General features: G+C 46.5%; 20 protein-coding genes. 9 read left to right on the forward strand and 11 right to left on the reverse strand.

All coding sequences use genetic code 11. The features are described from left to right. Nucleotides 1–262 precede the first annotated feature (262 nt). On the forward strand, nt 263–877 hold the full coding sequence (locus tag A596_RS22105) for a 2OG-Fe(II) oxygenase family protein (protein WP_052417430.1): 615 nt from the start codon (nt 263–265) through the stop codon (nt 875–877). A gap of 110 nt (nt 878–987) precedes the next feature. Here A596_RS22105 and A596_RS10880 read toward each other — a convergent pair whose 3' ends face one another. From A596_RS10880 to A596_RS10890, 3 genes are all read right to left on the reverse strand, one after another. Next, nucleotides 988–1,488, reverse strand: coding sequence for a LysE family translocator (locus A596_RS10880; RefSeq protein ID WP_326979700.1), 501 nt, complete (start codon nt 1,486–1,488; stop codon nt 988–990). A 14-nt stretch (nt 1,489–1,502) separates the two neighbouring features. Then, a complete protein-coding gene (locus A596_RS10885) occupies nt 1,503–1,910 on the reverse strand; it encodes a hypothetical protein (RefSeq protein WP_039914730.1) in 408 nt (135 codons plus the stop codon). Between the two features lie 93 nt (nt 1,911–2,003). After that, nucleotides 2,004–2,429: a GFA family protein gene (locus A596_RS10890; protein WP_039914732.1), complete on the reverse strand. Its 426-nt coding sequence runs from the start codon at nt 2,427–2,429 to the stop codon at nt 2,004–2,006. A 243-nt stretch (nt 2,430–2,672) separates the two neighbouring features. Here A596_RS10890 and A596_RS10895 point away from each other — a divergent pair, with 243 nt between their 5' ends. Further along, nucleotides 2,673–3,344, forward strand: coding sequence for a hypothetical protein (locus tag A596_RS10895; RefSeq protein ID WP_039914734.1), 672 nt, complete (start codon nt 2,673–2,675; stop codon nt 3,342–3,344). Between the two features lie 80 nt (nt 3,345–3,424). On the opposite strand, the gene A596_RS22110 is transcribed toward A596_RS10895, so the two are convergent. From A596_RS22110 to A596_RS10920, 5 genes are all read right to left on the reverse strand, one after another. Continuing rightward, nucleotides 3,425–6,514 carry an ATP-binding protein gene (locus A596_RS22110; protein WP_052417432.1) on the reverse strand — a complete coding sequence of 1,030 codons (3,090 nt, stop codon included), beginning with the start codon at nt 6,512–6,514 and terminating at the stop codon, nt 3,425–3,427. Then, a complete protein-coding gene (locus A596_RS10905; protein ID WP_039914735.1) occupies nt 6,490–7,770 on the reverse strand; it encodes an EAL domain-containing response regulator in 1,281 nt (426 codons plus the stop codon). Before A596_RS10905 ends, A596_RS22110 begins: the two co-directional genes overlap by 25 nt. A gap of 196 nt (nt 7,771–7,966) precedes the next feature. Continuing rightward, nucleotides 7,967–8,803 carry a CheR family methyltransferase gene (locus A596_RS10910; RefSeq protein WP_039914736.1) on the reverse strand — a complete coding sequence of 279 codons (837 nt, stop codon included), beginning with the start codon at nt 8,801–8,803 and terminating at the stop codon, nt 7,967–7,969. A 167-nt stretch (nt 8,804–8,970) separates the two neighbouring features. Continuing rightward, nucleotides 8,971–10,479, reverse strand: a complete 1,509-nt coding sequence (locus A596_RS10915) for a methyl-accepting chemotaxis protein (protein WP_039915477.1) — start codon at nt 10,477–10,479, stop codon at nt 8,971–8,973. A gap of 193 nt (nt 10,480–10,672) precedes the next feature. Next, the gene (locus A596_RS10920; RefSeq protein ID WP_039914737.1) at nt 10,673–11,293 is read right to left on the reverse strand and encodes a response regulator transcription factor; all 621 of its coding nucleotides are present in this window, start codon (nt 11,291–11,293) and stop codon (nt 10,673–10,675) included. Between the two features lie 191 nt (nt 11,294–11,484). Here A596_RS10920 and tcdA point away from each other — a divergent pair, with 191 nt between their 5' ends. Together tcdA and A596_RS10930 are read left to right on the forward strand one after the other, a co-directional pair. Then, a complete protein-coding gene (tcdA, locus tag A596_RS10925; RefSeq protein WP_039914738.1) occupies nt 11,485–12,291 on the forward strand; it encodes a tRNA cyclic N6-threonylcarbamoyladenosine(37) synthase TcdA in 807 nt (268 codons plus the stop codon). 397 nt (nt 12,292–12,688) lie between these two features. Next, entirely contained in the window at nt 12,689–15,109 is a 2,421-nt protein-coding gene (locus A596_RS10930) for a hypothetical protein (RefSeq protein WP_039914739.1), read from the forward strand. Between the two features lie 231 nt (nt 15,110–15,340). Here the strand turns inward: A596_RS10930 and A596_RS10935 are convergent, their stop codons facing one another. After that, a complete protein-coding gene (locus A596_RS10935; RefSeq protein WP_235425689.1) occupies nt 15,341–15,805 on the reverse strand; it encodes a SufE family protein in 465 nt (154 codons plus the stop codon). 217 nt (nt 15,806–16,022) lie between these two features. Between A596_RS10935 and A596_RS10940 the strand changes: the two genes are divergently transcribed. Together A596_RS10940 and A596_RS10945 are read left to right on the forward strand one after the other, a co-directional pair. After that, the gene (locus A596_RS10940; RefSeq protein ID WP_084128244.1) at nt 16,023–17,183 is read left to right on the forward strand and encodes a glycoside hydrolase family 18 protein; all 1,161 of its coding nucleotides are present in this window, start codon (nt 16,023–16,025) and stop codon (nt 17,181–17,183) included. A 248-nt stretch (nt 17,184–17,431) separates the two neighbouring features. Beyond that, nucleotides 17,432–18,772, forward strand: coding sequence for a GGDEF domain-containing protein (locus tag A596_RS10945; protein ID WP_039914740.1), 1,341 nt, complete (start codon nt 17,432–17,434; stop codon nt 18,770–18,772). A gap of 25 nt (nt 18,773–18,797) precedes the next feature. Here A596_RS10945 and A596_RS10950 read toward each other — a convergent pair whose 3' ends face one another. Next, complete coding sequence (locus A596_RS10950; RefSeq protein ID WP_039914742.1) at nt 18,798–19,598, reverse strand: TatD family hydrolase; 801 nt, start codon at nt 19,596–19,598, stop codon at nt 18,798–18,800. A gap of 42 nt (nt 19,599–19,640) precedes the next feature. Here A596_RS10950 and A596_RS10955 point away from each other — a divergent pair, with 42 nt between their 5' ends. Continuing rightward, complete coding sequence (locus tag A596_RS10955) at nt 19,641–20,471, forward strand: esterase/lipase family protein (RefSeq protein WP_235425690.1); 831 nt, start codon at nt 19,641–19,643, stop codon at nt 20,469–20,471. Nucleotides 20,472–20,488: 17 nt separating this feature from the next. Continuing rightward, entirely contained in the window at nt 20,489–21,973 is a 1,485-nt protein-coding gene (locus A596_RS10960) for an alpha/beta hydrolase (RefSeq protein WP_039914743.1), read from the forward strand. Between the two features lie 55 nt (nt 21,974–22,028). On the opposite strand, the gene A596_RS10965 is transcribed toward A596_RS10960, so the two are convergent. Continuing rightward, on the reverse strand, nt 22,029–22,727 hold the full coding sequence (locus A596_RS10965; protein ID WP_039914745.1) for a PEP-CTERM sorting domain-containing protein: 699 nt from the start codon (nt 22,725–22,727) through the stop codon (nt 22,029–22,031). Nucleotides 22,728–22,946: 219 nt separating this feature from the next. Between A596_RS10965 and A596_RS10970 the strand changes: the two genes are divergently transcribed. After that, the gene (locus A596_RS10970; protein WP_235425692.1) at nt 22,947–23,939 is read left to right on the forward strand and encodes a GGDEF domain-containing protein; all 993 of its coding nucleotides are present in this window, start codon (nt 22,947–22,949) and stop codon (nt 23,937–23,939) included. Nucleotides 23,940–24,048 lie beyond the last annotated feature (109 nt).

The raw sequence follows: 24,048 nt of genomic DNA on the forward strand, positions 1-24,048 counted from the left end.
AAACGGTCAGTAACAATCCCATACGCTTCCGACCAGAATGTTTTTTGCAATAACTATAGTAGTAACACCCCCCTCGGCTAATGCAAAAAAACTTCCTGGCATTGACCAGAAAAATTTATATGAAAATCAATACGCATTTTATTGCCCGCTTAATGAAGTTATACCGTTGTTAACGTTAGATGGCGATAGCCGGAGGACATTTTTGGCTTACTGTTTTACGATTATCATCTCTTATTAGCCGGACGAAAACCAATTAGCTGCCATGATTAATGACAAAAATACTCATACCCACCCTGCACCGGAAATCGTTCATGATGAAGACTTTATTGTTGTTTATCGCGGCCTGGAACGCGAGTTATGTAATGCAGTGATTGCGCAATTTAATAGCGATCAATATAAATGGCGAGGGAAACTAGGCCGCAAGGAAGATCATTCCATCTACCAGGAGGAAACCAAAAGTTCCTGGGATCTGGAAATACTCAATGATGGTGAATGGAAAAATCTTTTCCAACAAATACATCCCCAAATCCACGCGTGCATGGCCGATTATTTATCCCGCAGCCCGGTGTTGAAATCTTTTCCGCTGCAAGTCACAGGTTACAAGATCCAGATGTACCCAAAAAAAGAAGGCTATTTCCGCTGGCACGCTGATTCATTGGGAAGAAATGCCAGAAATCGCGTGGCAGCCATGGTGTTGTACCTGAACGATGTAGAGCAAGGCGGACAGACCGAATTTTTCCATCAGAATTTAAAAATTGAACCCAAGGCAGGCAATCTTTTACTCTTTCCGGCAGGATGGAACTATATGCATTGCGGTCATACGCCGGAGTCGCACGACAAATATATTATTTCATCGTTTATTAAAATTAATGATTGATCTTATGCATGTACATTAATTTCCACTAATGCCATAGGTACCACTGAAGCCACCAACAGCAGCGCCATAACAATATTAAAGATCTTTAATTGCTTTTCATTTTGTAGAAATTATTTCATCGCTGCACCGGCACAAAGCCATACTGCAATGCACATACCTCCAACGATCAGGTAAGTAGCGACGATTAATAAAATCTGGCTTACCATTTTTTCTGATGTGGTAAATGATGCGATAGCACCTACTGCCATTACCCAGGCTTTCGGGTTTACCCATTGAAATAAAGCGGCTTGAATAAATGTTAGCGGTTTTTCCGATTCAACGCGAACATTCGGCATGGATGAGCGAGCAATCTTCCATGCCAAATATAATAAATAGGTAATTCCTAACACTTTGATAACCAGGTAAATCTGCGGAAACACAATAAACAGATTACCCAATCCAAAACCAATCGCAGCAACCATTGCGGGAAAGCCGATATTTATCCCCAGCAAATGTGGAATACTTTTCACAACCCCATGATTTACCCCCGACGTCATTAACATAATATTATTCGGTCCGGGAGAAATAGATGTTGCAAAACAAAAGATAATAATCGGTATTAACAATTCCAAAACAACAATACTCCCTATGCGTTGATGTGATTATTTTTTTCCAAATACATTTTAATAGCCACTGCGTATTCCTCAGCCGATAACGGCGATTGACGGCAAGCAGATTTCAATTTATACGGTTTTAGCTCTGCAAAAATTATTTCCGCCATTTCTCGTGGTTGTGTAGCAGGCGTACTTTTAGCCAATCCGTTCAAATAGATAACATTACCAAATTCGGATACCGGAATTCTGTTCTCTGCTTTATTGATGACACTGAGATACAACAATTTATTGTATGCCGTTATAAACTGCTCATAGCCTGGCATGGAGTGATTAATATAATAAAAATTTCCAACCAGACCGGCATAATAATCTTGCGCTTCATTTTCGGCGTATTTTATACCCAGGAAAATCCAGGCATCTTCAAATGATAAAAGGTTCATTCAACTTAACTCTGTAAAATATAATCCATTCAAAGCCGCAGATTCACGTTATCAGAATGGCCGGAAATAATTGGTTAAAGCAGTTATAGAAATTTAAAAGGTATTTAACTTCTTAATAAACTCGGCAATATTGGGTAAATCACCATAACGGGTAGTGATAAGCGGGATAGGAACCCAATTAACTTTTGAATTGATACAAAGGTGGGCAACCACTTCAACCTGCGCTGAAGCCTCCATCGCACCGACGGGAACCCGATAAAAATCCAGGCCGCGCAATTTATTGGGCACGGGTGATCCGCAGTTGGTACAAAAATCCGCAGTAAAACCAGTGTCTTTTACCCAGCTTTTAATATGATGTATCCCTGAAAGCCATTCAAAATCCTTAGCATCAACAATAGTTCCCAAATTTGAAGCGGTACCGCTTTGCATCCGGCAAAGTGAGCAATGGCATTGATAAGCCTTAATGCGTGGAATATTCAATTTGAAACGCGTTAAACCACAAAGACATTTACCGTTCACAGAAATATCTCCTGATACTATTTTCGCTTTACCCACCAGTGTGGGTGGCATGTCTGGTAATGACGGAATTCTTCTATTAAGCCAAATAAAAAGCCTGCTTTATTCCACAATCGGGTGGCTAGCATCCGGGTACATGCTAAGCTAATGCTTCTGATGTAAAAGATAGATAATAACCGTTTCCAGACAGGTAAGAACATTAATATAAACCTCAGACCTTATCCCCATAAATCGTAAATTTTCATTATGGAAAACCTTGATAAAATTATTATCGATCTGATCAGGCGCCAGGAATTTGCACGCGGCTTGTTTGAGATTAACGAGCAATTTTATTATTTGAAACAGGAAACCTACATCAGGGATCTCCTGCTTAAAAGTTTGAATAGCACCCTTGTTAATGCCTTAGCCATTGCCGAGCACCCGAAAAGTTACGTTAGGACAAGCGACGGTGCAGCCTTGAATATGGGCCGACGCGATATTGGGCTATTTGGCGTTAACGACGGCCGTTTTGATACTAAAGAGCCTATTTACTCTATAGAAGTGAAATTCTATTTTCCACTGGATCTTTTTAAAGAAGACTTTAGCGATCTGGGTGACAGAAAACATCACCGGACAGATCTGGGTGATATTCGCGCGCACTGGAACAGGGATATTTATAACAACAAAACAGATTGTTTGATGTTAATAATCTGTGAAAGGGATTGGGTAGAATTTGCCTGCATTGCGGATTCACCAAGCAGAAATTGCGCTATTGACCTGGTTCAGCAACAGGCCACCCTGCGTAAAAAATTGGCTGCCTATATTACCGATTTAGATTGTGATTTTAGCAACGCATTACGCACATCGATAAAAAGCCCGACGAACATCAGCGCCGACGCCACAACCCGCTATACATTTCTGCTGCTTTTTAGACGGTAATTATCTGCTTTCGGGACTTGCGTAATACAGGAACATCCCACACTAAAAACCCGGTAATACATTTCGCTCCTCCGGGCTCATTAGGCAGAGGGTTTTATATCCAACCCCAGGGTTACCAATTCTACCATCGCCAATAATTCATTATTTAATTTTTCAACTTGTTGCAATTCCGGTTCGCCTGTGCGCAATTGTTCTTCCAAATGCATGGCAATGGATTCCAGTTGCAGCATGCCCAAACTGCCAGCGAGGGATTTTAGCGAATGCACCTGATTGAGCGCATTGGCAAGATCAGTGTGGAGCAGGTGTTCAAGTTGTGCGGGAAAATCGGCACGTTCGCGGGCGAAGCGTTCGAGCAAGCGTTGGTAGAGTGCCTCATTGTCCATCAGGTGATGTAACGCACGACCGGTGTCTATGCCACCGTTGAATAAAAATTCAAACCGGCTTACTGGCGGCACTATGGTTTCTACAACACGAACACTGTGCCCCCATTTTTCCAGCAAGCGATAGAGTTGCAGCGGGTCTATGGGTTTGGAAAGGTAATCATCCATACCGGCAGCAAGATAGGATTCCTTATCGCCCGGCAATGCATTTGCAGTGACGGCGATAATGGGCAAGCGTTTACCAATTTCCAGTTGGCGTATACGGGTCGTTGCTTCTACTCCATCCATTCCTGGCAACTGAATATCCATTAACACCAGATCAAATGTATCTTGCTCCACAGCAAGAAGCGCAGCCAAACCTGAATCCACGCAACGTGGTTCGGTCCCCATTGTTTCTAACAAGGAAATAATAATTTCCTGGTTTAGCGGGTTATCTTCCACGACTAGAATTTTGCAGTCGAGAGGTTCGAATTTTGCAAAACTTGCAGGCTCAGAGGGCGACACAATAAACGGAGCATCCTTTAATGCATCCAGGTTTTTTTCCAATTGCACACGCAGCCGGAAATTACTGCCCTGCCCGAGCGTACTTTTAACATCGATGCGTCCCTGCATTAATTCAGCCAGGTTTTTACAAATAGATAACCCCAGTCCAGTGCCTTCAAAACGGCGCGCGCTGGAGGCATCTACTTGTTGGAATGGCTGGAATAATTGTTCGATTTTTTCCGGCGCTATCCCTATACCGGTATCTTTTACTTCAAACAATAATTCGACACGTGTTTCCCAATCGCGCACCTGGGTAACGCCGATGCTAATTGAACCGGAATCCGTAAACTTCACCGCATTCGCACAAAAATTAATAAGGATTTGCCCCAACCGTAACGAGTCGCCAATCAACATTTTGGGAATGCGCGGATCTACATTTACATTTACCAAAAGCCCTTTAGCGGAGGCTTTTTCCCACACCAGATCTAACGTCTTATCAATAAGTTGATCAATAAAAAATTCACTGTGGTCCAATTCCAGCTTGCCCGCTTCCATGCGCGAGAAGTTCAAAATATCATTAATAATTTCCAGCAGGTGCTCACCGGAGCCGCGTATTTTTTCCAGGTACACTTTTTGTCGGGAATCAGGGTTGCTGGTAAGCGCCACATGGGCCAAACCAATAATCGCATTTAATGGCGTACGAATTTCATGGCTCATATTAGCGAGGAATTCGGCTTTACTGTGCGACGCTGCAAGCGCCTGGTCTTTGGCGATAATTAATTCACGGGTGCGATCATTCACCAATTCTTCCAGGTTTTGATTGATGGTTTCCAATTGCTGGTTGGCTACAACACGCTCGGTGTAATCAAACCAGACAGATGCAAAGCCCTGGAATGCGTCGCTATGCAAATACGTCACTGGAAAACGTACAACGCGAAAATAGCGGGGCTCATTGGCAGGTGTTGTCAACGTAATAATTTTATCGGAATGGCAAATTTCAGGGCTGCTGTGCAGCTCCTCATCAATTAGCGGCTTTAGCCATAAGGGAATTTCCAGCTTGCCAAGATCGCGACCTAACACATCGGTTTTTTCCGCACCAATCAATTGGCAAAACGCGGGGTTGGAAACGATCAGGTGATGATCAATCGAGACCATATGCACCGGTGACGGGATATTATTTAACAGCGAGCGAAAACGCCCTTCGCGAATCGCCAAGCGGCGACGATTGGCAAGCGCGCCAAACGTCAGTAATAAAATCAGCAAGGCTGCACCCGCAGTTAAGCTGAGAATGATATTGCGCGAGGCAATGTATGGAGTCATTGCCTCACTCAAATCTTGTTCCACAACGATGCCCAATTCCATTTCCGGAATCCAGCGGCCTGCACCGGCAACTGCGACCCCTCGATAATCTTTATAATTAACACGCACCAGGCTTGCTTCGTGATTAATTAAAAAATCCACCATCTCCGTGAGTGGCGCCTTACCGTTTTCGTCCGCTGGCAAGCTGACAGGATTGCCTAGGCGCACTGCACGTTGTTGTTCGAGGGTTAAGAGTTGTTGGCTTTGTGTTGCACCAAAACGTGCCGGTGTAATAAAACGTCCGTTCTGATCAATTGCGTAGATATCGCCAGAACTACCAGTCCAACCTTTCAGAAAAATGGGGAAAAAACTTGAGTGGGTATTAAATCGCAAACAAAAGAAACCGGGCTCTATGCCCTCGAATTCCAGCATGATGCACATATTCTGCATCAAGCTACCCGCAGGCTGCTGTCCACGCGGCCCTTCGAGGGGCAGGGCCGCAACGACCGGACGTGAAATTGCCGGGCGCCGCTCCAATGCTTTATTTAATACTTCAAGCGTTTCCGGTAATACTGCATGCTGTTTACGATACGAGGCGGTACTGGCGGCAACAATTAAATGCTCGTGGTCAATCACCGAAAAGCCGTCAAGCCCCATCACCATCAATACCGGATACAACCATTCCTGTAAGGCATCATGGGTTGCCGGATTGTTGCCACCTTCAAGCAATACTTGTTTGAATAATTGTTGTCCTTGCGTGGACGTACCGAGCATCTGGATAGCAGCAATATTTTGTTGCTGCCAGATATTAATTAATTCAGAAAAGGAACCCAGTGATGCCTGCAAGTGCTCGCGAATAATTCGCTCCTGGCTGGCATGGATATGGCGTAACGCGAGACCGCTGAAAAAAAAGAGCAGCGCTATCGCAAGTGCTGCAAGGACCAGAGTGGGATTAACCAGCGAGAGAAATTGAAATCGTTGTGCTAACCGACGTGTAAGGCTTGGCATATATCGAGTTTACTTTGCAAATCCCGTTCGACCCATCCTAACAGCTCGCGTCCGGGCATTGGCCGCGCCAGCAGGAACCCTTGAGCCTGTTTACAACCCAGGCTTTGCAGCAAGTGTAGCTCGGCTTCGGTTTCCACGCCTTCGGCAACGGTGGTAATCCCCAGGCGCTGTCCCATGTCGATAGCAGATTTCAAAATGTTACGCATATATTGCCGCGCCGGTGCGCCGCCAACAAACGAGCGATCAATTTTTAATTCAGAAAATGGAAAGCGCGATAATTGCTGCATGGATGAAAAACCGGTGCCGTAATCATCGATAGAAATTCCAAAACCTTTCAACCGCAAGCGGCTGATAGTAGCAAGTGCCGAAGGTAGATCCACCACCAATGCGCTTTCAGTAATTTCAAAGGTGATGTAATGCGCGGGAATTCCCTGGCGAATAACGCGCTGGATAATTTCATTCGCCAGGTTAAATTCGGCGAGGGATTTGGCCGAGAGATTAAGTGCAACAGAAATATAATGACCCTGCTCCCACCACTCATTCATATCTTGCAAAATTTGGTCGAGCACCGAGAGGGTTAAATCGCCAATCAAACCATGTTCTTCGGCAAGTGGAATAAAGATGCCGGGAGGAATCCAGTCACCCTGTGGATTTTTCCAACGCGCCAGCGCTTCAACACCGGCAAGGCTGAGGGTTTCCAAATTAATTTTGGGTTGATAATGCACCTGGATTTTTGTGCGCTCCAACGCAAGCTTTAATTGCTCTACGGTGGTTTCTACACTGTGCGATATTTTTTCATCCAGCATACAAGCACCTGCATTATAACTGGCCAGTGCATCCGCCAGATCCTGAGGGTTTAACGGTTTGCGAAACGCGCCCAACAAAGCAATTCCCATTGCTTCTGCCATAGTGGCAACCGCACTGATTAACACTTCATCCGAACTGCTGGCTAATACAACTGCCGGCCGTTGAGGTAAAAGCGCAACCTGTTGCAATACTTCAATGCCATCCATCACCGGCATTTCCAAATCCAGCAACATAACCGCCGGCACATGAGATAACTGGGTTAATTGGTCGATTGCCAATTTACCATTAGCCGCCTCATAAACCTGGTTAATACCAAATGCACGCAAACATAAATGCGCGCTGTACCTATGCATGCTGCTGTCATCCACCACCATTACGCCACGTTGCAATAGATCTGCATGCAGATTATTTACCGGGGTTAATTGGGCCGACGTATTTAGCGAAATCATAACTTGCTCTATTGCTCCGTTTGCTGGGAGGATAGCAAATTCCTGCTTAATTCATTTAAATTTTTGTAAATCACTTTTTTACAAATCAATAGCCTTGCGTAGCAAACTATCTACAAACCAATTCATTGGTAAATCAATTTATTTGTAAATCAAGCAACCCCTCATTTGGCCAGCCAATCATTTGCTGCACAAGAGATTAACTGGCCACTTTCTTTAGCATGGATTCAGCAGCCAAGGGTTTACGATAAATAGAGGGTCGCATGGCTTTTATGTCGAGATCCAACCCCTGCAAACTTTCGCAGTGCCCCAGAATTAACCAGCCACCGGGACGCATGCTTTTCAAAATATTTTCCACTACTTTTTGTTTGGTCGGTTGATCAAAATAAATAAGTACGTTACGCAAAAACACTACATCAAACTGTTCATCACCGGTGCGCGCATGCAACAGATTATGCTGTTCGAAACAAATACGCGAGCGCAAGGAAGGAACCACCGCCAACATTCCATCGTACTCACCAATACCGCGCCGACAAAAACGCTGTAAATAATCGCGAGGAATATGGTTAATACGTTCGGCGCGATAAACACCCGTGCGCGCATGCTCCAATACTTTGCCGGAAATATCGGTCGCGAGGATATCCCAATCGCATTTTCCCAACGCATCGCTCAATACCATGGCGATGCTGTGCGCCTCTTCTCCGGTAGATGATGCTGCACACCAGACGCGCATTTTTTGCGGGCCTTGCTGCGGGATAATGTGGTCCCGCAGGAAATTAAAGTGTGCAGGTTCGCGGAAAAAATATGTTTCGTTAGTGGTGAGTAGATCCAGCATGATGTGGCGTTCCTGTTCGCCCGCAGTGCTGGAGACAAATGCAAAGTAGGATTCGTAAGTCGTGTGGCCGGTCAATTCCAGGCGGCGCCATAAACGGCCAGTCACCAGTGCTGTTTTATCAGCTCCAATAACAATACCCGCGGTGCGATGGACATAATCGCGGATTTTGTGGAGTGCAATGGTGCTGATTTCAGTATTCACGGCGATTTCCTCTATCTCCTCAGTGGTAAGTTAACGAACCCGAAAATGCTTTCTCTATGGGTTCACAGTGTGGGGGTTCGGCAAAAAAACCGGGAGAGTAAAATTACTCACCCGGTGTAGGGGAAAACACTTAGAACGGGAGCAGAATGCGGGGATACCGCGATTGATCAGGTGCGAAAGTAATCCATTGATGCTTTTAACTGCAGCGCCTGGCTACTGAGTTCTTCCGCGGTGGCAGTCAACTCCTCGGACGCCGAAGCGTTAGCTTGGGTAGTGCGGGACAATTCGCCCACCGCCAGATTAATTTGGTCCAGCCCGGTGCGCTGTTCATCAGATGCCGCAGCAATTTCGCGGACGAGATCCGCCGTTTTCGCGATGGAAGGCAACATATCGCCTAATTGTTTACCGGCAGCCTCGGCAGTTTTCACACTCGCAATCGCCAAGGTACCGATCTCTTGCGCGGCCACTTGCGAACGCTCGGCCAGCTTGCGCACTTCTGCGGCGACCACTGCAAAACCACGTCCGTGTTCGCCGGCACGGCCCGCTTCAATGGCAGCATTCAACGCAAGTAAATTGGTCTGGTAGGCAATTTCGTCAACGATCCCGATTTTGTCCGCGATGGACTTCATCGCATCCACAGTTTCGCGTACAGCCGCCCCACCCTCTTTGGCGTAGCGGGAGGATTCAGTGGCTATGCCATCGGTGATATTGGCGTTATCGGCGTTTTGCGCAACCGTCGCGGAAATCTCTTCCATGGAGGCACTGGTTTGCTCCACGCTTGATGCCTGCGCCCCTGCATTTTGCGCGAGGGTATTGGAGGATGCGGAAACCTGCTCGGAGGCAGCGGCAAGTGCATCGGCAGAAGAAACTACCTGACCGATCACATCTTTCAAGCGCACCACCATATCGCCCATCGCCGCTAATAAACTGCTGGTATCGCCTTTGCGTAATTGGATACTCACGCTTAAATCACCCTCCGCGATCTTGCGTACCATGTCGCGGGCGTAATCGGGCTCGCCGCCTAACTGGCGGGTAATCATGCGTGTGACCCATAAGCCAAAACCTATCGCCAGGGCAATGGCAATGACAATTACCGTGAGCATCACCGAATACATTTCGCTGACACTGGCTTTGCCTGCAGCATCGGCGCTCGCGCCCTGCTGGTTGTTATTTTCAATCAATGCCGCGTAGGCCTCTTCAATTTCATAACTGGCAAAACGCAGGTCGTTATCGCTCAGCTCGCTCGCCTCATCCTTCTTGCCGGCGAGCAATAACTCTACTAATTGATCGACCAGTACCAGGTAACGGGTTTTGGCATCCTTGATTTTCGCGACCTGCTCTTTTTCCTCCGCGCTTAAATCTGTTTGGCTGTAGCGGTTAAAACTTTCATGGGAATTGGTCCAATGGGTTTGCATCCGTTCTTGCGTGGTTTTGATATCTTCCGGTAATTGGGAGGGCAAGCGAGTTACCGCGCGGGTGTAGACCAGGAAACGGCTGTAGGAGTTGGAGAGATTATCAATCGCCACCAGGTTATTGCTGTACATATCGCCCATCAGGTGGCCGACCCGCACAATATTTTGCAGGCCATAAATCCCCACCGCCGCGGTGATCAACGCCAGGCTGATAAACGTCGCCAGCAACCTGGCTGCCAGATTGAGCTTGTTAAACCATTTCATTGCAGTGTCCTCTTACACCCGGCCTGCTGCACAGGCCCGAAAATATTGCTTTGCAGGGAGCAGAAGAGCGACAGAAGCGGCTGAAAAACTAAATCAGGATTATGTTAATAAGCGTAATGAAAATGATGGGTACAGAAAAAAGCAGGCCTTGCACAGGGAATGAGGCCGCTCATGGTTGATTAATCCCTGCGGATTAGCGGGCGAGGGAAACCATAAAATCGCGCATTAATTCCATCGCGGAATTTACGCGCAGTTTTTCCATAATGCGCGCGCGATGATTCTCCACCGTGCGTACACTCAGGTTTAATTTGCTGGCGATATCTTTACTGGGCAAGCCTTCCAGCACCGCTTGCAACACTTCTTGTTCTTTGGGCGTCAGGAGTGCGATACGCGCGTCGCGGGCCGAAAGATCCAGGCGTTTCTGGTGCAATTGCCGGCTCAGGGATAACGCCGCCTGCAACTTTTCCAGGAATTGGTGACCATTAATCGGCTTCTCGACAAAATCAAAAGCGCCCTGCTTCATCGCTTCTACCGCCGCCGTAACTTCGGCATAGCCGGTGACGATAATCAATGGCGGGGGTACCGGGTAGCGCTGCTGCAACACTTTGTGTAATTGCAAACCGCTGACACCGGGCATGCGCATATCGGAAATCACGCATTCGCAGGGGCGCGGTGTGTACGCGGAAAGGAAGGCTTCCGCGTCACCAAAACAGACGGGCTCTACCCCGATGGGTTCGATGATCCCGCTCATCAATTCCAGGGTTATGCTGTCGTCGTCGATCAGGTAGGCGGTTGCCATTGCCGTTTTACTCATGAAGCGCTCGATTGTCCGTGGGTTAATCCAGAGCAATATCAGCAAGTTAAAACTTTACCGAGATAGCCATGTAAAAAAGTGTAGCAGCAACCCGTAAATTTACCCGCCATGATGCTTGAATTCGGGCATTTTCTCCGTTAAAAAGCCGCCAGTTTTTCCCAGGTCACATTTTGAAGCACAGAAACACCACTATGAGCAGATCCGTTACCAATGCCTACCTGCAACGTTTCGGCGGCATCGCCCGCCTTTATGGGCAAGATTCCCTGCATGCGCTGACCAATGCCCACTTTGCGGTGATTGGCCTGGGCGGCGTCGGCACCTGGGCAGCGGAAGCACTGGCACGCTCCGGGGTCGGCGAGCTTACGTTAATTGAAATGGATGAAGTCTGCGTTACCAATACCAATCGCCAATCCCATGCGCTGCAATCCGCTATCGGCAAATCCAAGAACCAGGTGATTAGCGAGCGCCTGCGCGACATCAATCCGGAAATAATTGTTCACACCGTAGAAAATTTTATCGACGATCAAAATATCCACCAATTATTGGGCAAACAGCATCACGTGATTATCGATGCAATTGATGCCGCGCATTTAAAGGCGCGCCTCGTTGCCTATTGCTCGGCGGTAAAAATTCGTTTGATTATGATTGGTTCATCGGGCGGCAAGCGCGACCTGCAACGCATTACCGTGGATGATTTGGCGCGCGCCAAAAACGATCCAATGCTGCATAAAATCCGCCAGCAACTCTACCGCCATTTTAATTTCGCACGCGACACTAATCGCAAATTCCGTGTCGATGCCGTTTATTCCGATGAACAAATGGTTTACCCAAAACCTGACGGCACCGTTTGCCAAACCAAACAACATTTGCAGGAAGGTGTAAAGCTGGATTGTACTGGCGGTTTTGGTTCCAGTGTAATGGTAACGGGGACATTTGGATTTTTAGCCGCAGCCAAAGCGATTGAACGGTATCTTGCAAAACACAAAGATATGGATTGAGTTCCACGCCGATCAACAACACATTTTTTGTCGCTTTACCAACGCAAATTTTTCAACAATCATTTGCTGCAATAAATAAGCTATCACCCCTATCCCGGCCTCAAGCTTACTTGATGTTTTACAGTTGCACTACGGATGTAATAGGGATGGATACAATGTTGGAAGCGTCGATTACTGGAAAATAAAATGCGTACCCGGGCACAGTTGAAACCCTGGCAGGTTTTATTGCATTTTTCATTTCAATCGCAATTCAGTTTCACGCCCGTTTGTCTGTGAAAAATTACCGGGCCTGAAAGGCTATTTTTTACGGAATCCCCACGGGAATGCATTTATTATCCTAAAACGCTCATTCCGAGCTTCTTACGCTGATAAGTGCATTCTTCAGAGGGATACTAAGATGAATCTTTTCGCTCACCGTTCCACGTTTGTATTTTTATTCTCATGCCTTTTAATCACTTTGTCGATTTCCGCGTTTGCTAACAGAGAAATCGTTAATGCCATTCAGGAAAAGCCCGTATTATCCGCAAAAGACCTTAAACCATCATCGACATCCGGCAAATCGAACGATCCGCTTACGGGTTTTGGTCATGGCCGATTTTTTGGCAAAAATGGCACGACTTTCGAGCCAACACCTGAATCAATTTACGAAGTGCAGAATTATTACCTGACTAAAAGCGCATCCAAAAACCAAAAAGCACTGGTTACCCTAAAGAAGAAAAAAACACTCATTTACGAAATGGTCAGTGACAAAATTCTCGCTAACGCTTTATACCTGGACGAACTTCTTACGCTTTCAGGAAAAACGGAAGATGTTGTGTTATTGGGGACGCTTGATGGTTTGCGTCGCTACTATATTGAACATTTTGCCAAACTCGCTTTCCGAAATGAGGCCGGTATTTTTAGCAAAGGAATTCATCCGGATATTGCCCGCAAACTGGAAGAAGGCGGCATCACCGTATTTTTAAAAACCAACGCTTCCGGCGATGAATATATCAAAGAGTGCAAGGACGCGGGCGTTCCTATTCCACCACCGATGTATGCCAAGCCGTGGGAAAATCGAGGCGTTTTTAGCAACGAATTTATCGACGAAGGAAGCTTTGCCGATCTTTGGTTTTATGAAAGCCGCAATCCCGAAGGTGCCTGCCTCGCATTGCCGCGTTATAGCTCGGCCAGTGCAAAAACGGCAAATGTTTTGGGCTTAATTTGTGTTGGAAAAAAAACCAGCAAGGCCTGTTTTTGGGACAACCCTAATAGTGAGAAATTCGTGCGCGATGTTCCGGTTAGCATCGAGAAATTTCTGGGCGGAGCAGCGTTGGCTTCAAATGGTCAAGGCACCTGTACAGCTTGTCATGCAGGTGAAAACCCTTTTGTTGTACATCCAGACAAAGCGCCCTTCGCAGGCTTAAGTTTTAAATTAATGCCTGACAATTGGCACGACCCTTTGGTACACCCCAGTTGGCCACAAAACCCCGGGCCGACTTCCGTTCTCAATACAATCAATTCACAAAATCGCTGCGATTCCTGCCATCAACAAGGTGGGGCCGGACGTTTTCCCGATGTGAGTGATGCAGGAATCGCGCAATACTGCTCCGTGGTTTTAGAACAATCGGTTTTTGGTGGAGCCAAGCGCACTATGCCGCAAGGCCTTGGATCAATATGGGGTTATTTCGATCACATTGATGCACTCCTTTCGTTGTGTTACGGCAAATCTGTAGGGTTAGATCCAATTCCCGATGACGAGAAACACATATCGCCGCCGATTATTATCGAGCCCTTATACGGTTGCGCCACGCAATTAGCGGTGAAAGGCACACTGCTGGATGCAAAAGTTTCGGTGTTTATCAATGGTGCTTTTATCGATGCAAAAATTTCGCGCAGCCCAAGCTTGCTGGAATTCGATGTGCCCGCACTGGTTCCTGGCGATGTGGTAACAGCAACACAGGAATTTAACGGCGCGTTGTCAGATCCATCAGACCCCGCAACTGTTCGCGATCACAAAGTGGATTTCCCCACTGGATTGCCGAAACCCGATATTGATCCAAAACTTATTTATCAATGTGGAAACACGATTGCAGTTAAACATGTGCCCGGAGCAAAACTAACTGTTTTTGTAAATGGAACAGATCCACGTTCACGTAATACCAGCACCGGTTGGAGTGGAATTTTTCCCGGGAAATATCCGTTTGACCTTGGAGACAAGTTTACGGCAAGCATCGAATTATGCGGTGATTCAAGCCCCTTGTCGGATATTCAAACAGCAGTTGCAGCACCAGGTACAGTCAACGCACCAACGTTTGCTCCGCCGCAAACGTATGTTGGCCAGGAATTAATTAATATTACTGACATCCTGCACGGGAGCTGGCTCGAAGTTGGAGAATCCGGCACTGGCGGTTTTGGCCAATTTTCTACTCCCATTTCCTGGCATAACGAATATGATTTTGCGACTCCACTTGGAGGCCCACTTGCCGCTGGCCAGCACCTTAACGTACAGCAGGCGTTATGCGATAAGGGCAAGCCAACTGAAACGCCTCCAGCTAAAGGATGCGAAGATATTCCCGCCCCCAGGATACGCATTCCACTGGAAGGTGAAAATTACGTAGTCGTAACAGAGGCTGTTGCCGGAGCAAGGATTCACGTTTTTGATTCCAGTAATATTGAACTGGGCGATGGTAGCGGCAATGTAATTGCGTTAAACCGCGCTTTGATTTTTGGTGAGACCATTACCGTTACGCAGTCGATAGGAAAATGCAAAGGCAAATACGGCTATAACGTAAAAGTAAGGCGTATAGAACGTGATAAACGCAATAGTAAAGGTTAGGTTTTACCAGGTGAAATAAAAATTGCCCCCGAACGGGGGCAATTTTTTAAACGATTGTGAATTTTCTATAAAATTCAAATTATTAAGTAAGCCGTGCTCTCAAAATAACAGAGCAATATAGAAACAATTAAAGATACTTCTAATATTTTTTCATCAACTCTGATTGCGCGCGAGCCGCTTGAACGGAAAAGCCCCTGCAAACTTCATCGACAAGCCTTGCTTTTCTTTTTTTCAATATTCCTGCCAATCACCATCGACTTTGAGCAACTCGTAAATACGCGCAATAATTCCATTCAAACCATTATTGCGCGATGGGGTTAAATGTTTTTCCAACCCCAGTAATTGCAAACTGGCGACCAAATCCAGTCCCGCCAACTCTGTCCGGGTTTTATTGTTCACTTGTACCAGCAACAACGCAGCAAGGCCTTTGATGACGCTGCTATCTGCGTCGAAAGCAAAAGATAATTTTCCTGCACGTTGCGAGCAAGTCAACCATACTGGTAATTCACAACCGCGAATTAAATTATCCGCTGTGCGAATTTCCGGTTTGGGTGACAATAACTTTCCCCACTGGATAATTAATTTGTATTGTTGTTGCCAATTGTCTGCAGCGAGCAACCGGGTCATAGAGATGGAAGATAAATCGTCTTGCATAGTGGATTCTGCATCAGTTTCATAGCGCCGGGATGCGGACATTAAACGCGGCTACGAGCCGGTTGGCAATCGAAAAAATAACAGAATAGGTGCTTATCTTTATTTAACTTTACCTGCTGTCACTCTGGCAGCAGAAGGATCAACGAGTAGAATACAGACAGATCTGCAACAACAAGAATTGCAGGCATACTTGCCACTACCCGGTCTCTCGTGTTTTTTTACTAAAACCAATAATCGTTGAACATCCGACGAGGGATTTATGAAACCAGTTTTTCGCTGCGCAATATTGATTGCATGTGGTTGGTTATTATCAGCCTGTAGCCAGACACCGCCAAAAGATTCAGTTATTGCACAAACTCCGGCACCTGCAACAACAACTGATTCGGTAAAAGTCATTGCCTATTACATGGGGGATGGCTCGGACCTGGGGCGCTACAACTTCAACCAACTTACCCATATTATTTACAGTTTCCTGCATTTAAACGGCAATCAATTAAGTTTTGATTCCACCAAAGACCAGGAAGCCATGCGCAAGTTAGTCGCGCTGAAAAAAACCTATCCCCATTTAAAAGTATTGTTGTCACTTGGCGGCTGGGGCGGTTGCGAAACCTGTTCAGACACCTTTAATTCTGCCGCTAATCGCAAGGTATTTGCGCAGTCCACGTTGAAAATTATCCAGGAATACAACGCTGATGGTATTGACCTGGATTGGGAATATCCCACCATTGAGGGTTACCCCGGCCATAAGTTTGCGCCCCATGACCGCGTTAATTTCAGCGAGCTGGTGCGCGAATTGCGCAATACCCTGGGCGATAAATATGAATTAAGTTTCGCAGCAGGCGGGTTTGATAAGTTCCTGGAAACTGCAGTGGATTGGCAAACCATTATGCCGCTGCTGAATAACGTCAACCTGATGAGTTACGACATAGTAAACGGCGCTACGCCGCACACTGGCCATCACACCGCGCTTTACTCCACCCCGCAACAAAAAGACTCCACGGATAACGCCGTCCAAAAGTTGCTGAGCCTGGGTGTGGCACCGGAAAAAATCGTGATTGGTACCGCCTTTTACGCACGTAGCTGGAAAAACGTCAGCATGGCTAATAATGGCCTTTACCAGGCCGGCACTCATATTGATGGCGCTGACTATAAAGAGTTTCCCCAGCGCTATGCGCCGACAGCGGGATTTACCTATTATTGGGATGATGTCGCTAAAGCACCTTACGCCTACAATCCGCATCAGAAAATATTCGCCACATTTGATGACAGGAAATCAATGGGTGAAAAAGTTAGCTATCTGCGCAAACACAAATTGGGTGGGATTATGTTCTGGCAGTTGCCGCATGACACCGACAACAATGGTCTGCTGGATAGCATCCATCAAAATTTGAAAAATCCTGAAAATGTCATAAAACACTGATGACAACGTTGGTCAAGTTGACTATTTGATAACAGGTAGTCAGCTTGTCCACTCCCGGATGTGTTACTTTTTACTACCCGAACTTCCCTGAACTTACTACCAACTGCACAAATCCTGCATCAATCCCCCTGGAAACATCAGATAAAAGTTATAAAAAGCTAATTATTTCTAACTGCTTGCATGACGCTCTTTGAGCAGGGAAAAAACTATGCTTTACTAGTTCACAACATACTTACTGCGGTTGATCAATGACGATGGCCATCCAGCAAGAAATAACAAAAGCGCGGCTGCTTGGATTACTGATTCTTATCACTCTCCTATTATTGCTACTGCAATACTATGGCCCACAGAAAACGCTGGTACTGGGAACCGATGCCGGCGTGCGCATAGAGACCATTGATGACCGTGGTAACGGCGGTGCTTCCATCGCCCATTTAACCCGGGACGGTGAGCGTTTTATTCTGGATTGCGATATTGTTGCTTCCAGTTACACCTGGCCTTACTGCGAAATCAGTTTTATTTTGACCGATGATGTTACTGGCCGCGGTATTGATCTGAGTACCTTTACTGAGGTGGAGTTGCACATCCACTATTCCCAACCACAAGACTTTGGTATTCGTTTTCAGTTAGTCAATTTCAATCCAGCGTATGCTAATCCCGGCGATACTAATTCACAGAAATATAACGCCATTGAACTTTACGATACCCATATTCGCTACCCGCAATTAATTGAACTGAGCCATATGCAGGTACCCACCTGGTGGTTAAGCCAGGGGAAAATCCCGCCTGATTATTGGGGGCCGGAATTTGATGATGTACGCGGAGTGCAAATTGCGACCGGCGAGCGTGTAACTCCTGGTAAATACCAAATGATCATTGAACACGTAGAGTTTCGCGGAAAATATATTAGCGACCATCAATTATTATTAGTACTGGTGAGCATTTGGACCGCCCTGGGATTGATTTATTTTGTTAACACCTTGCGCAAAGCCAAACTGGAATTACAAAGCAACAAGCAACGCCAAATGCAGTTGGAATCGTTGAATAAATTATTGAATCAGGAACAACAAAAACTGGAAGAGCGCCTGGCGCGTGATCCGCTAACCGGGGTATTGAACCGCGAAGGATTAGCACCAGTGTTCCAGCAATTAAACCCGGATGGCACACAGGCATTGCTGTCGTTAATTTTTATCGACATCGATCACTTTAAACGAATCAATGATCAGTATGGCCACAATGTTGGCGACCAGGTACTGCTGGTATTTGCCCAATCACTTAGCGCCAATACGCGTGGGCACGATTTACTGGCACGCTGGGGCGGTGAAGAATTTGTACTTGCCTGCCCTGATACCAATATTGAAAATGCACTGGGGCTTGCTGAAAAATTACGTCGTTGTATTGAAGAAACAGAATGGCCCAAGGGATTGAAAGTCACTGCCAGCTTTGGTGTTGCACAACAAATGGAAGGTGAATCACCCACTGATTTTATTGGTCGCGCCGATAAAGCACTCTATGTCGCCAAAGCCCAGGGGCGCAATTGTGTACGCAGCTCGCAACAACCGCCAGCGCAACTCATTGCCGTGAAATAATCCTGCTTGATAATTCCTTCGATAATTAAAAAATGCCAAATAAGCGGCGGTTGTTCTCCCAAACAACCGCCGTTATTGTTTCCGGGCTTTCATTGCGCAATTCCGCAAACAGTTGCGCAATACGCGGTAAGTTTTCCGGGCTATTGCGCTGCCCCTGCTCACCACTCAGCGGCATATCAGGCGCATCGGTTTCCAACAACACTGATTCAAGTGGCACGCGCGCAAATGTGCTGCGTGTTTTTTGCGCGCGCCCATAGCTGATTGTGCCGCCTGCCCCCAAATAAAATCCCAAATTAATTAATTGCATCGCTGTTTCATAACTGCCACTAAATGCATGTACCACACCGCCATACAACGGCGGATTTTTTTTGCAATGGGCAATCAATTCGTTATGGGTTTTAACACTGTGGACAATCAAGGGAAGGTGGAATTGATTGGCCAGGTCAATATGCCAATCGAGTAAATCCAATTGCCGGGAGATAGGGACATCTATATTTTTATCCAACCCCGCCTCACCGATAGCAATGCAGCGCGGTTGTTCGTTTGCTTTATCCTCATCCAATAATAACGACATCTGATATGCGTAAAACTGTAGCGCCAATGGATCTGTAGCAGTTTTATCAATCCACCAGGGATGGATGCCTAACGCAAAATAGCAGCCGGAGAGTTGCCGGCTCAACGCCTGCGCTGCCGGCCATTGCACCGGTCCAACACCCGGTATTAACAAGCCCTGAACCCCCAGCGTCATTGCGTGTTGCCATAATTGCATGCGGTCCGCATCAAATTCGGTAAAGTCGAAGTGGCAATGGCTGTCAAAAAATGGCATTTGCGGCTACCCTGTCCTGGTTTCTTTCTGCACATTGTCATTATGCACTTTATATATCGATTTTTTCCCCAGTGGCAATTATTTGCCAGCGTTCAGTTATTTATAGCCCTGGTTGCCGGGCTTTGCTCGCCACTTGCGCAAGCGGATACTGCCGCCCAGGCACAAAACAGGGAATGTGTGATTTTATTGCATGGATTGGCACGTACCAGTAAATCCATGCAGCCGCTCGCTGATGCGCTGACATCTGCCAATTACATTGTTGTAAACCAGGACTACCCTTCCCGAAAATTTCCGATCGCCGAATTAGCTATGCTGGCAATTCCACAAGCACTCAGTATTTGCAGGCAACAATCACTAGCGCCTATTCATTTTATTACCCATTCACTGGGGGGTATTTTATTGCGGCATTATTTGAGCATAAACACCATTCCGGAGTTAGGGCGTGTCGTTATGTTCGCTCCGCCCAACAAAGGCAGCCAGGTAGTTGATAAATTAAAAAATGTTCCCGGTTTTATGTGGATGAATGGCCCTGCCGGACAAGAACTGGGAACCAATCTGCAAAGCGTTCCCCTGCAACTTGGACCGGTAACGTTTGACCTGGGGATTATTGCCGGTACCCGCAGTATTAATTGGATACTTTCCCTGTATTTGCCCAATCCGGATGATGGAAAAGTTTCAGTGGAAAATACCAAGGTGGAAGGCATGCACGATTTTATCGCGCTGCCGATATCCCATCCTTTTATCATGAAAGACAAAACCAGCATTCGCCAAAGCTTGCATTATTTACAGCAGGGCCATTTTCTTCACGATGAAGATATTCGTGAAGAACAGCAGGGTGAGAAAATCCCCGCAAAAAAACTAACAGCAAAATAAATTGATGGAAATTCCTTATGCGCGATGGAGTGGTTGCTTTATATATTCAACGCATTTTATTAATAACCAGTTGTTGCCTGGTATTGGCTGGTTGCAGCACATTAAAAAGCGCAAAGCCATGGCATCGCATTATTCTCGATGAGGAATTTTCCCGTGCTGATTTAAAACCGGGTTACACCTGGGCAGATTATCTCGCGCAAGAGGATCGATTATTTGCGCAATTGAAAACCGTGATTGCCGAAAACCCGCGCGAAGATGCATATCGCTATCAATTAAATTCACCGCTTAACTCGCTCAACCATATTCAGAATAATCAAGCACTCAACGCCGGCAACGCAAACACGGTTAAAAACTGGAATCGCAGTTTTGTATTAAAACCAAAAAAAATACGCGGTGGCATAGTAATGCTGCACGGACTGAGCGATTCACCTTACTCAGTGCGCAGCCTTGCACTGCATTTCCAGCAGCAAGGATTTTACGTTATTGCCGCGCGCTTGCCCGGACACGGCACACTGCCCAGCGGTTTATTGAATGTGCAATGGGAAGATTGGGCTGCTGTTACCGAATTGGCAATGCGCGAGTTACAAAAGCAACTGGCAGGCAACGATAATATTTATTTTATTGGTTATTCAACCGGTGCCGCACTGGCTGTGGATTACACGTTGAGCGCGCAGCTCGATAAAAAATTACCACGCCCTAAAAAACTGGTTCTGCTTTCACCTATGTTTGGTGTAAGCAAATTTGCAGTGCTGAGCAAAGGTGTGGATTTAATCGGCCATATTCCCTTGTTAAGCTCCGAGCGTTGGCTGAGCAAACAACATGAATATAATCCCTTTAAATATAATTCATTTACAGTAAATGCCGGCTGGCAAGCGCGCAGCCTGACGATGCACCTTCACCAAAAAATAGCCTCCACCAAAAGGAAAAATGGCCTGCAATCATTGCCACCGATGTTAGGCTTCCAATCGATCATGGATTCATCAGTGAGTACACCTGCCGTTGAACATTTTTTTGCACAGGAATTACCTTCGCACAACAATGAACTGGTGGTTTTTGATATCAACCGCAACCACAATTATTTTCCCATCACACGCACGGCAAGCATTGAATTATTTGCCACACTTTTTAACGCTGGCCCGGCACCTTACAATCTGACCAGAATCGGCAACAGCAATACCAGCACCCATTACGTCAGCGAATGGCGCCGCCCGGCGGGCACCACACAAGAACAAGAAACCCTATTACCGTTGGAATTTCCACACGGAATTTTCTCCCTCTCGCACATCGCCATTCCCTTCCCCGTCAACGATCCCACTTATGGGCTCGAACCGGACGATAACGAATTCTACGGGATACGTTTAGGCAACCTGAATTTTCGCGGCGAAAGAAATACCCTGGCAATTGCGGCTGACACTAATCAACGGCTGAATGCAAATCCGTTTTATAGTTATATGGAAAGGAAGATTGAGGAATGGCTGGAAGTATCACCACTTCCTGAATGATTTAGCGGAAATAACTTGCGCACTGACGCAAGCAAGTTATTTCCGTTAATGAGCGTTACACTAACCTGCGGCGCAACACCAAACCAAACAGCCCTAGCAACAACAATGCAATTGAACCCGGCTCAGGAACGTTCACAGAGGGTGATATAATTTTCAAAGAATCAAATTTGAAAAAAGTTGCACGGGTATCTGAAAAAACCACATTTCCATCCACGTCAGTTCGATGGGAACCATAGGTGAATGCACCAAAAGAGCTGCCCAAAATAGCGGAGTCTGAAGTATTGATATCTAAATTATCGAGCGACAAATTAGTAATCCAATTCACACCTCGAAATAAAATACCCAGCTGAATACCGGTATATTTCCATGAATAGCCCGACGAACTCCAGGCACTGTCATAAGCGGTATTTTCATTCAGCCATAGATAATCCTGGTTGGTATCTGCGTAGGAATTATCGTAAACATCTACAAAATCAGTGCCGGTCGTTACGAGCCCGCTGTTGTAGTCACTACTTACCATTCCACTTGCAGAAAACGCATAGTGCCCAACTGAATTAGCGTTTTCCCACACCTTACCTGATGATTTGGATAAGTCGATTGTAAAAGCACCATCCACTTTACTTCCAATGTCAGGACCCCATCCACCGTTATAATGACTGGAAACAGTACCGGAATATTCAATGGTGACTATCCCTGCGTTAGCAGTCAGTGAAACCCCTAAAAAAACCAAGCCAGAAAACAACTTTTTAATCATATTTTTTCCTTTTGTATTTTGCTAAACACAACCGAACTGGTTGCGCCGCGTAATGTACCGAAATTTCGGGTAGTAACCTAATAACTTTTGCATTCACTGCAGTGCAACTGCCACCCAACGAATGCGGCAATTTCCCCATCACCAGCTATGCTGTGAACTATAAAAATCCTGTCCTGTCAGGATATAAAAATCACTGCTACTTAACGGGAGACATCGCCGGTGCCCATACTCACCGACTCAACGAACAAGTTCCAACGGGGGCTGGTTTATTTATTTGCGATCCTGGCCAGCCTCGGGATTGCGCCGTTTGTGGTGATTCGTTATTTGAATGGCCAGGTTGTGAACGCGATGGTGGACCTGGCGATAGTAACTGTGGCCCTGGGGAGTGCCGGTTATACCTGGTGGCGCGGGCTGGCAACCCAAACGGTTTCCAATATTACCGCTGCGCTTTATTCAGCCGGGGCTGTGGCCGTTGCCCATTTGAACGAGCCCATTTTTGTGTTTTGGTTATTCCCGGCGTTGCTCGCCAATTTCTTTTTGCTTAAACCCAATGCGGGTTTGATAGCAAATGTCCTGGCAATTCTGGCGATATTACCCATCGCCGCCAAACTGGAAACATCAACCCACATGTTTGCCATGATTTCGTCGCTGCTGATTTGCGGAAGCATGGCTTATTCGTTTGCATTGCTGACTACACGCCAACAGGAATCCTTACAGGGTTATGCGGTACAGGATGCATTGACCCAATTGGGTAACCGCCGTGCGATGAATGAAGAAATGCGGATGAGTATTGATGATTTTGCACGCACTGAATCTCCCGTCACCCTGATCGTGCTTGACCTGGATTTTTTCAAAATGGTCAACGATAAATATGGCCACAGCGTTGGCGATGAAGTGTTGGTTGACCTGGCCGGATTGTTAAACAAACGCGTGCGCAAAACGGATCGGGTTTTTCGTTTCGGCGGCGAGGAATTTGTGGTGCTGGCACGCAATACCGGGCTGGAAGATGCAGTGGTTATTGCCGAGCAACTGCGTATGCAAATTGAACTGGAACTACGTGATCCCGAAGGCACATTGACAGCCTCTTTCGGACTCGCGCAACTGCAACCCGGCGAGAAACTGGAAGATTGGTTTAATCGAGCCGACAAAGCGGTCTACCAAGCCAAGCAACAGGGCCGCAATTGTGTAGTGGCTGCGGCGGCGCCCCTTTAACGCCACCACCAGAAAGAAGCAGCGGCTGGCGTGAACCAGCCGCCAGCTTTGCGATTCTTTATTCCCGCCTGTTATGCCCCTGCGCTATGCTCGCACTTATCAACATTGT

The organism is Cellvibrio mixtus subsp. mixtus J3-8, from assembly GCF_000766945.1.
GTDB lineage: Bacteria > Pseudomonadota > Gammaproteobacteria > Pseudomonadales > Cellvibrionaceae > Cellvibrio > Cellvibrio mixtus_A.

Bases quoted from the DNA above. Each gene is read 5' to 3' on its own strand.
- A596_RS22105 (WP_052417430.1), top strand. From the start codon at position 263: ATGATTAATGACAAAAATACTCATACCCACCCTGCACCGGAAATCGTT.
- A596_RS10885 (WP_039914730.1), bottom strand. From the start codon at position 1,910: ATGAACCTTTTATCATTTGAAGATGCCTGGATTTTCCTGGGTATAAAA.
- A596_RS10895 (WP_039914734.1), top strand. From the start codon at position 2,673: ATGGAAAACCTTGATAAAATTATTATCGATCTGATCAGGCGCCAGGAA.
- A596_RS22110 (WP_052417432.1), bottom strand. From the start codon at position 6,514: ATGCCAAGCCTTACACGTCGGTTAGCACAACGATTTCAATTTCTCTCG.
- A596_RS10905 (WP_039914735.1), bottom strand. From the start codon at position 7,770: ATGATTTCGCTAAATACGTCGGCCCAATTAACCCCGGTAAATAATCTG.
- A596_RS10915 (WP_039915477.1), bottom strand. From the start codon at position 10,479: ATGAAATGGTTTAACAAGCTCAATCTGGCAGCCAGGTTGCTGGCGACG.
- A596_RS10920 (WP_039914737.1), bottom strand. From the start codon at position 11,293: ATGAGTAAAACGGCAATGGCAACCGCCTACCTGATCGACGACGACAGC.
- tcdA (WP_039914738.1), top strand. From the start codon at position 11,485: ATGAGCAGATCCGTTACCAATGCCTACCTGCAACGTTTCGGCGGCATC.
- A596_RS10930 (WP_039914739.1), top strand. From the start codon at position 12,689: ATGAATCTTTTCGCTCACCGTTCCACGTTTGTATTTTTATTCTCATGC.
- A596_RS10935 (WP_235425689.1), bottom strand. From the start codon at position 15,805: ATGTCCGCATCCCGGCGCTATGAAACTGATGCAGAATCCACTATGCAA.
- A596_RS10940 (WP_084128244.1), top strand. From the start codon at position 16,023: ATGAAACCAGTTTTTCGCTGCGCAATATTGATTGCATGTGGTTGGTTA.
- A596_RS10945 (WP_039914740.1), top strand. From the start codon at position 17,432: ATGACGATGGCCATCCAGCAAGAAATAACAAAAGCGCGGCTGCTTGGA.
- A596_RS10950 (WP_039914742.1), bottom strand. From the start codon at position 19,598: ATGCCATTTTTTGACAGCCATTGCCACTTCGACTTTACCGAATTTGAT.
- A596_RS10955 (WP_235425690.1), top strand. From the start codon at position 19,641: ATGCACTTTATATATCGATTTTTTCCCCAGTGGCAATTATTTGCCAGC.
- A596_RS10960 (WP_039914743.1), top strand. From the start codon at position 20,489: ATGCGCGATGGAGTGGTTGCTTTATATATTCAACGCATTTTATTAATA.
- A596_RS10965 (WP_039914745.1), bottom strand. From the start codon at position 22,727: ATGATTAAAAAGTTGTTTTCTGGCTTGGTTTTTTTAGGGGTTTCACTG.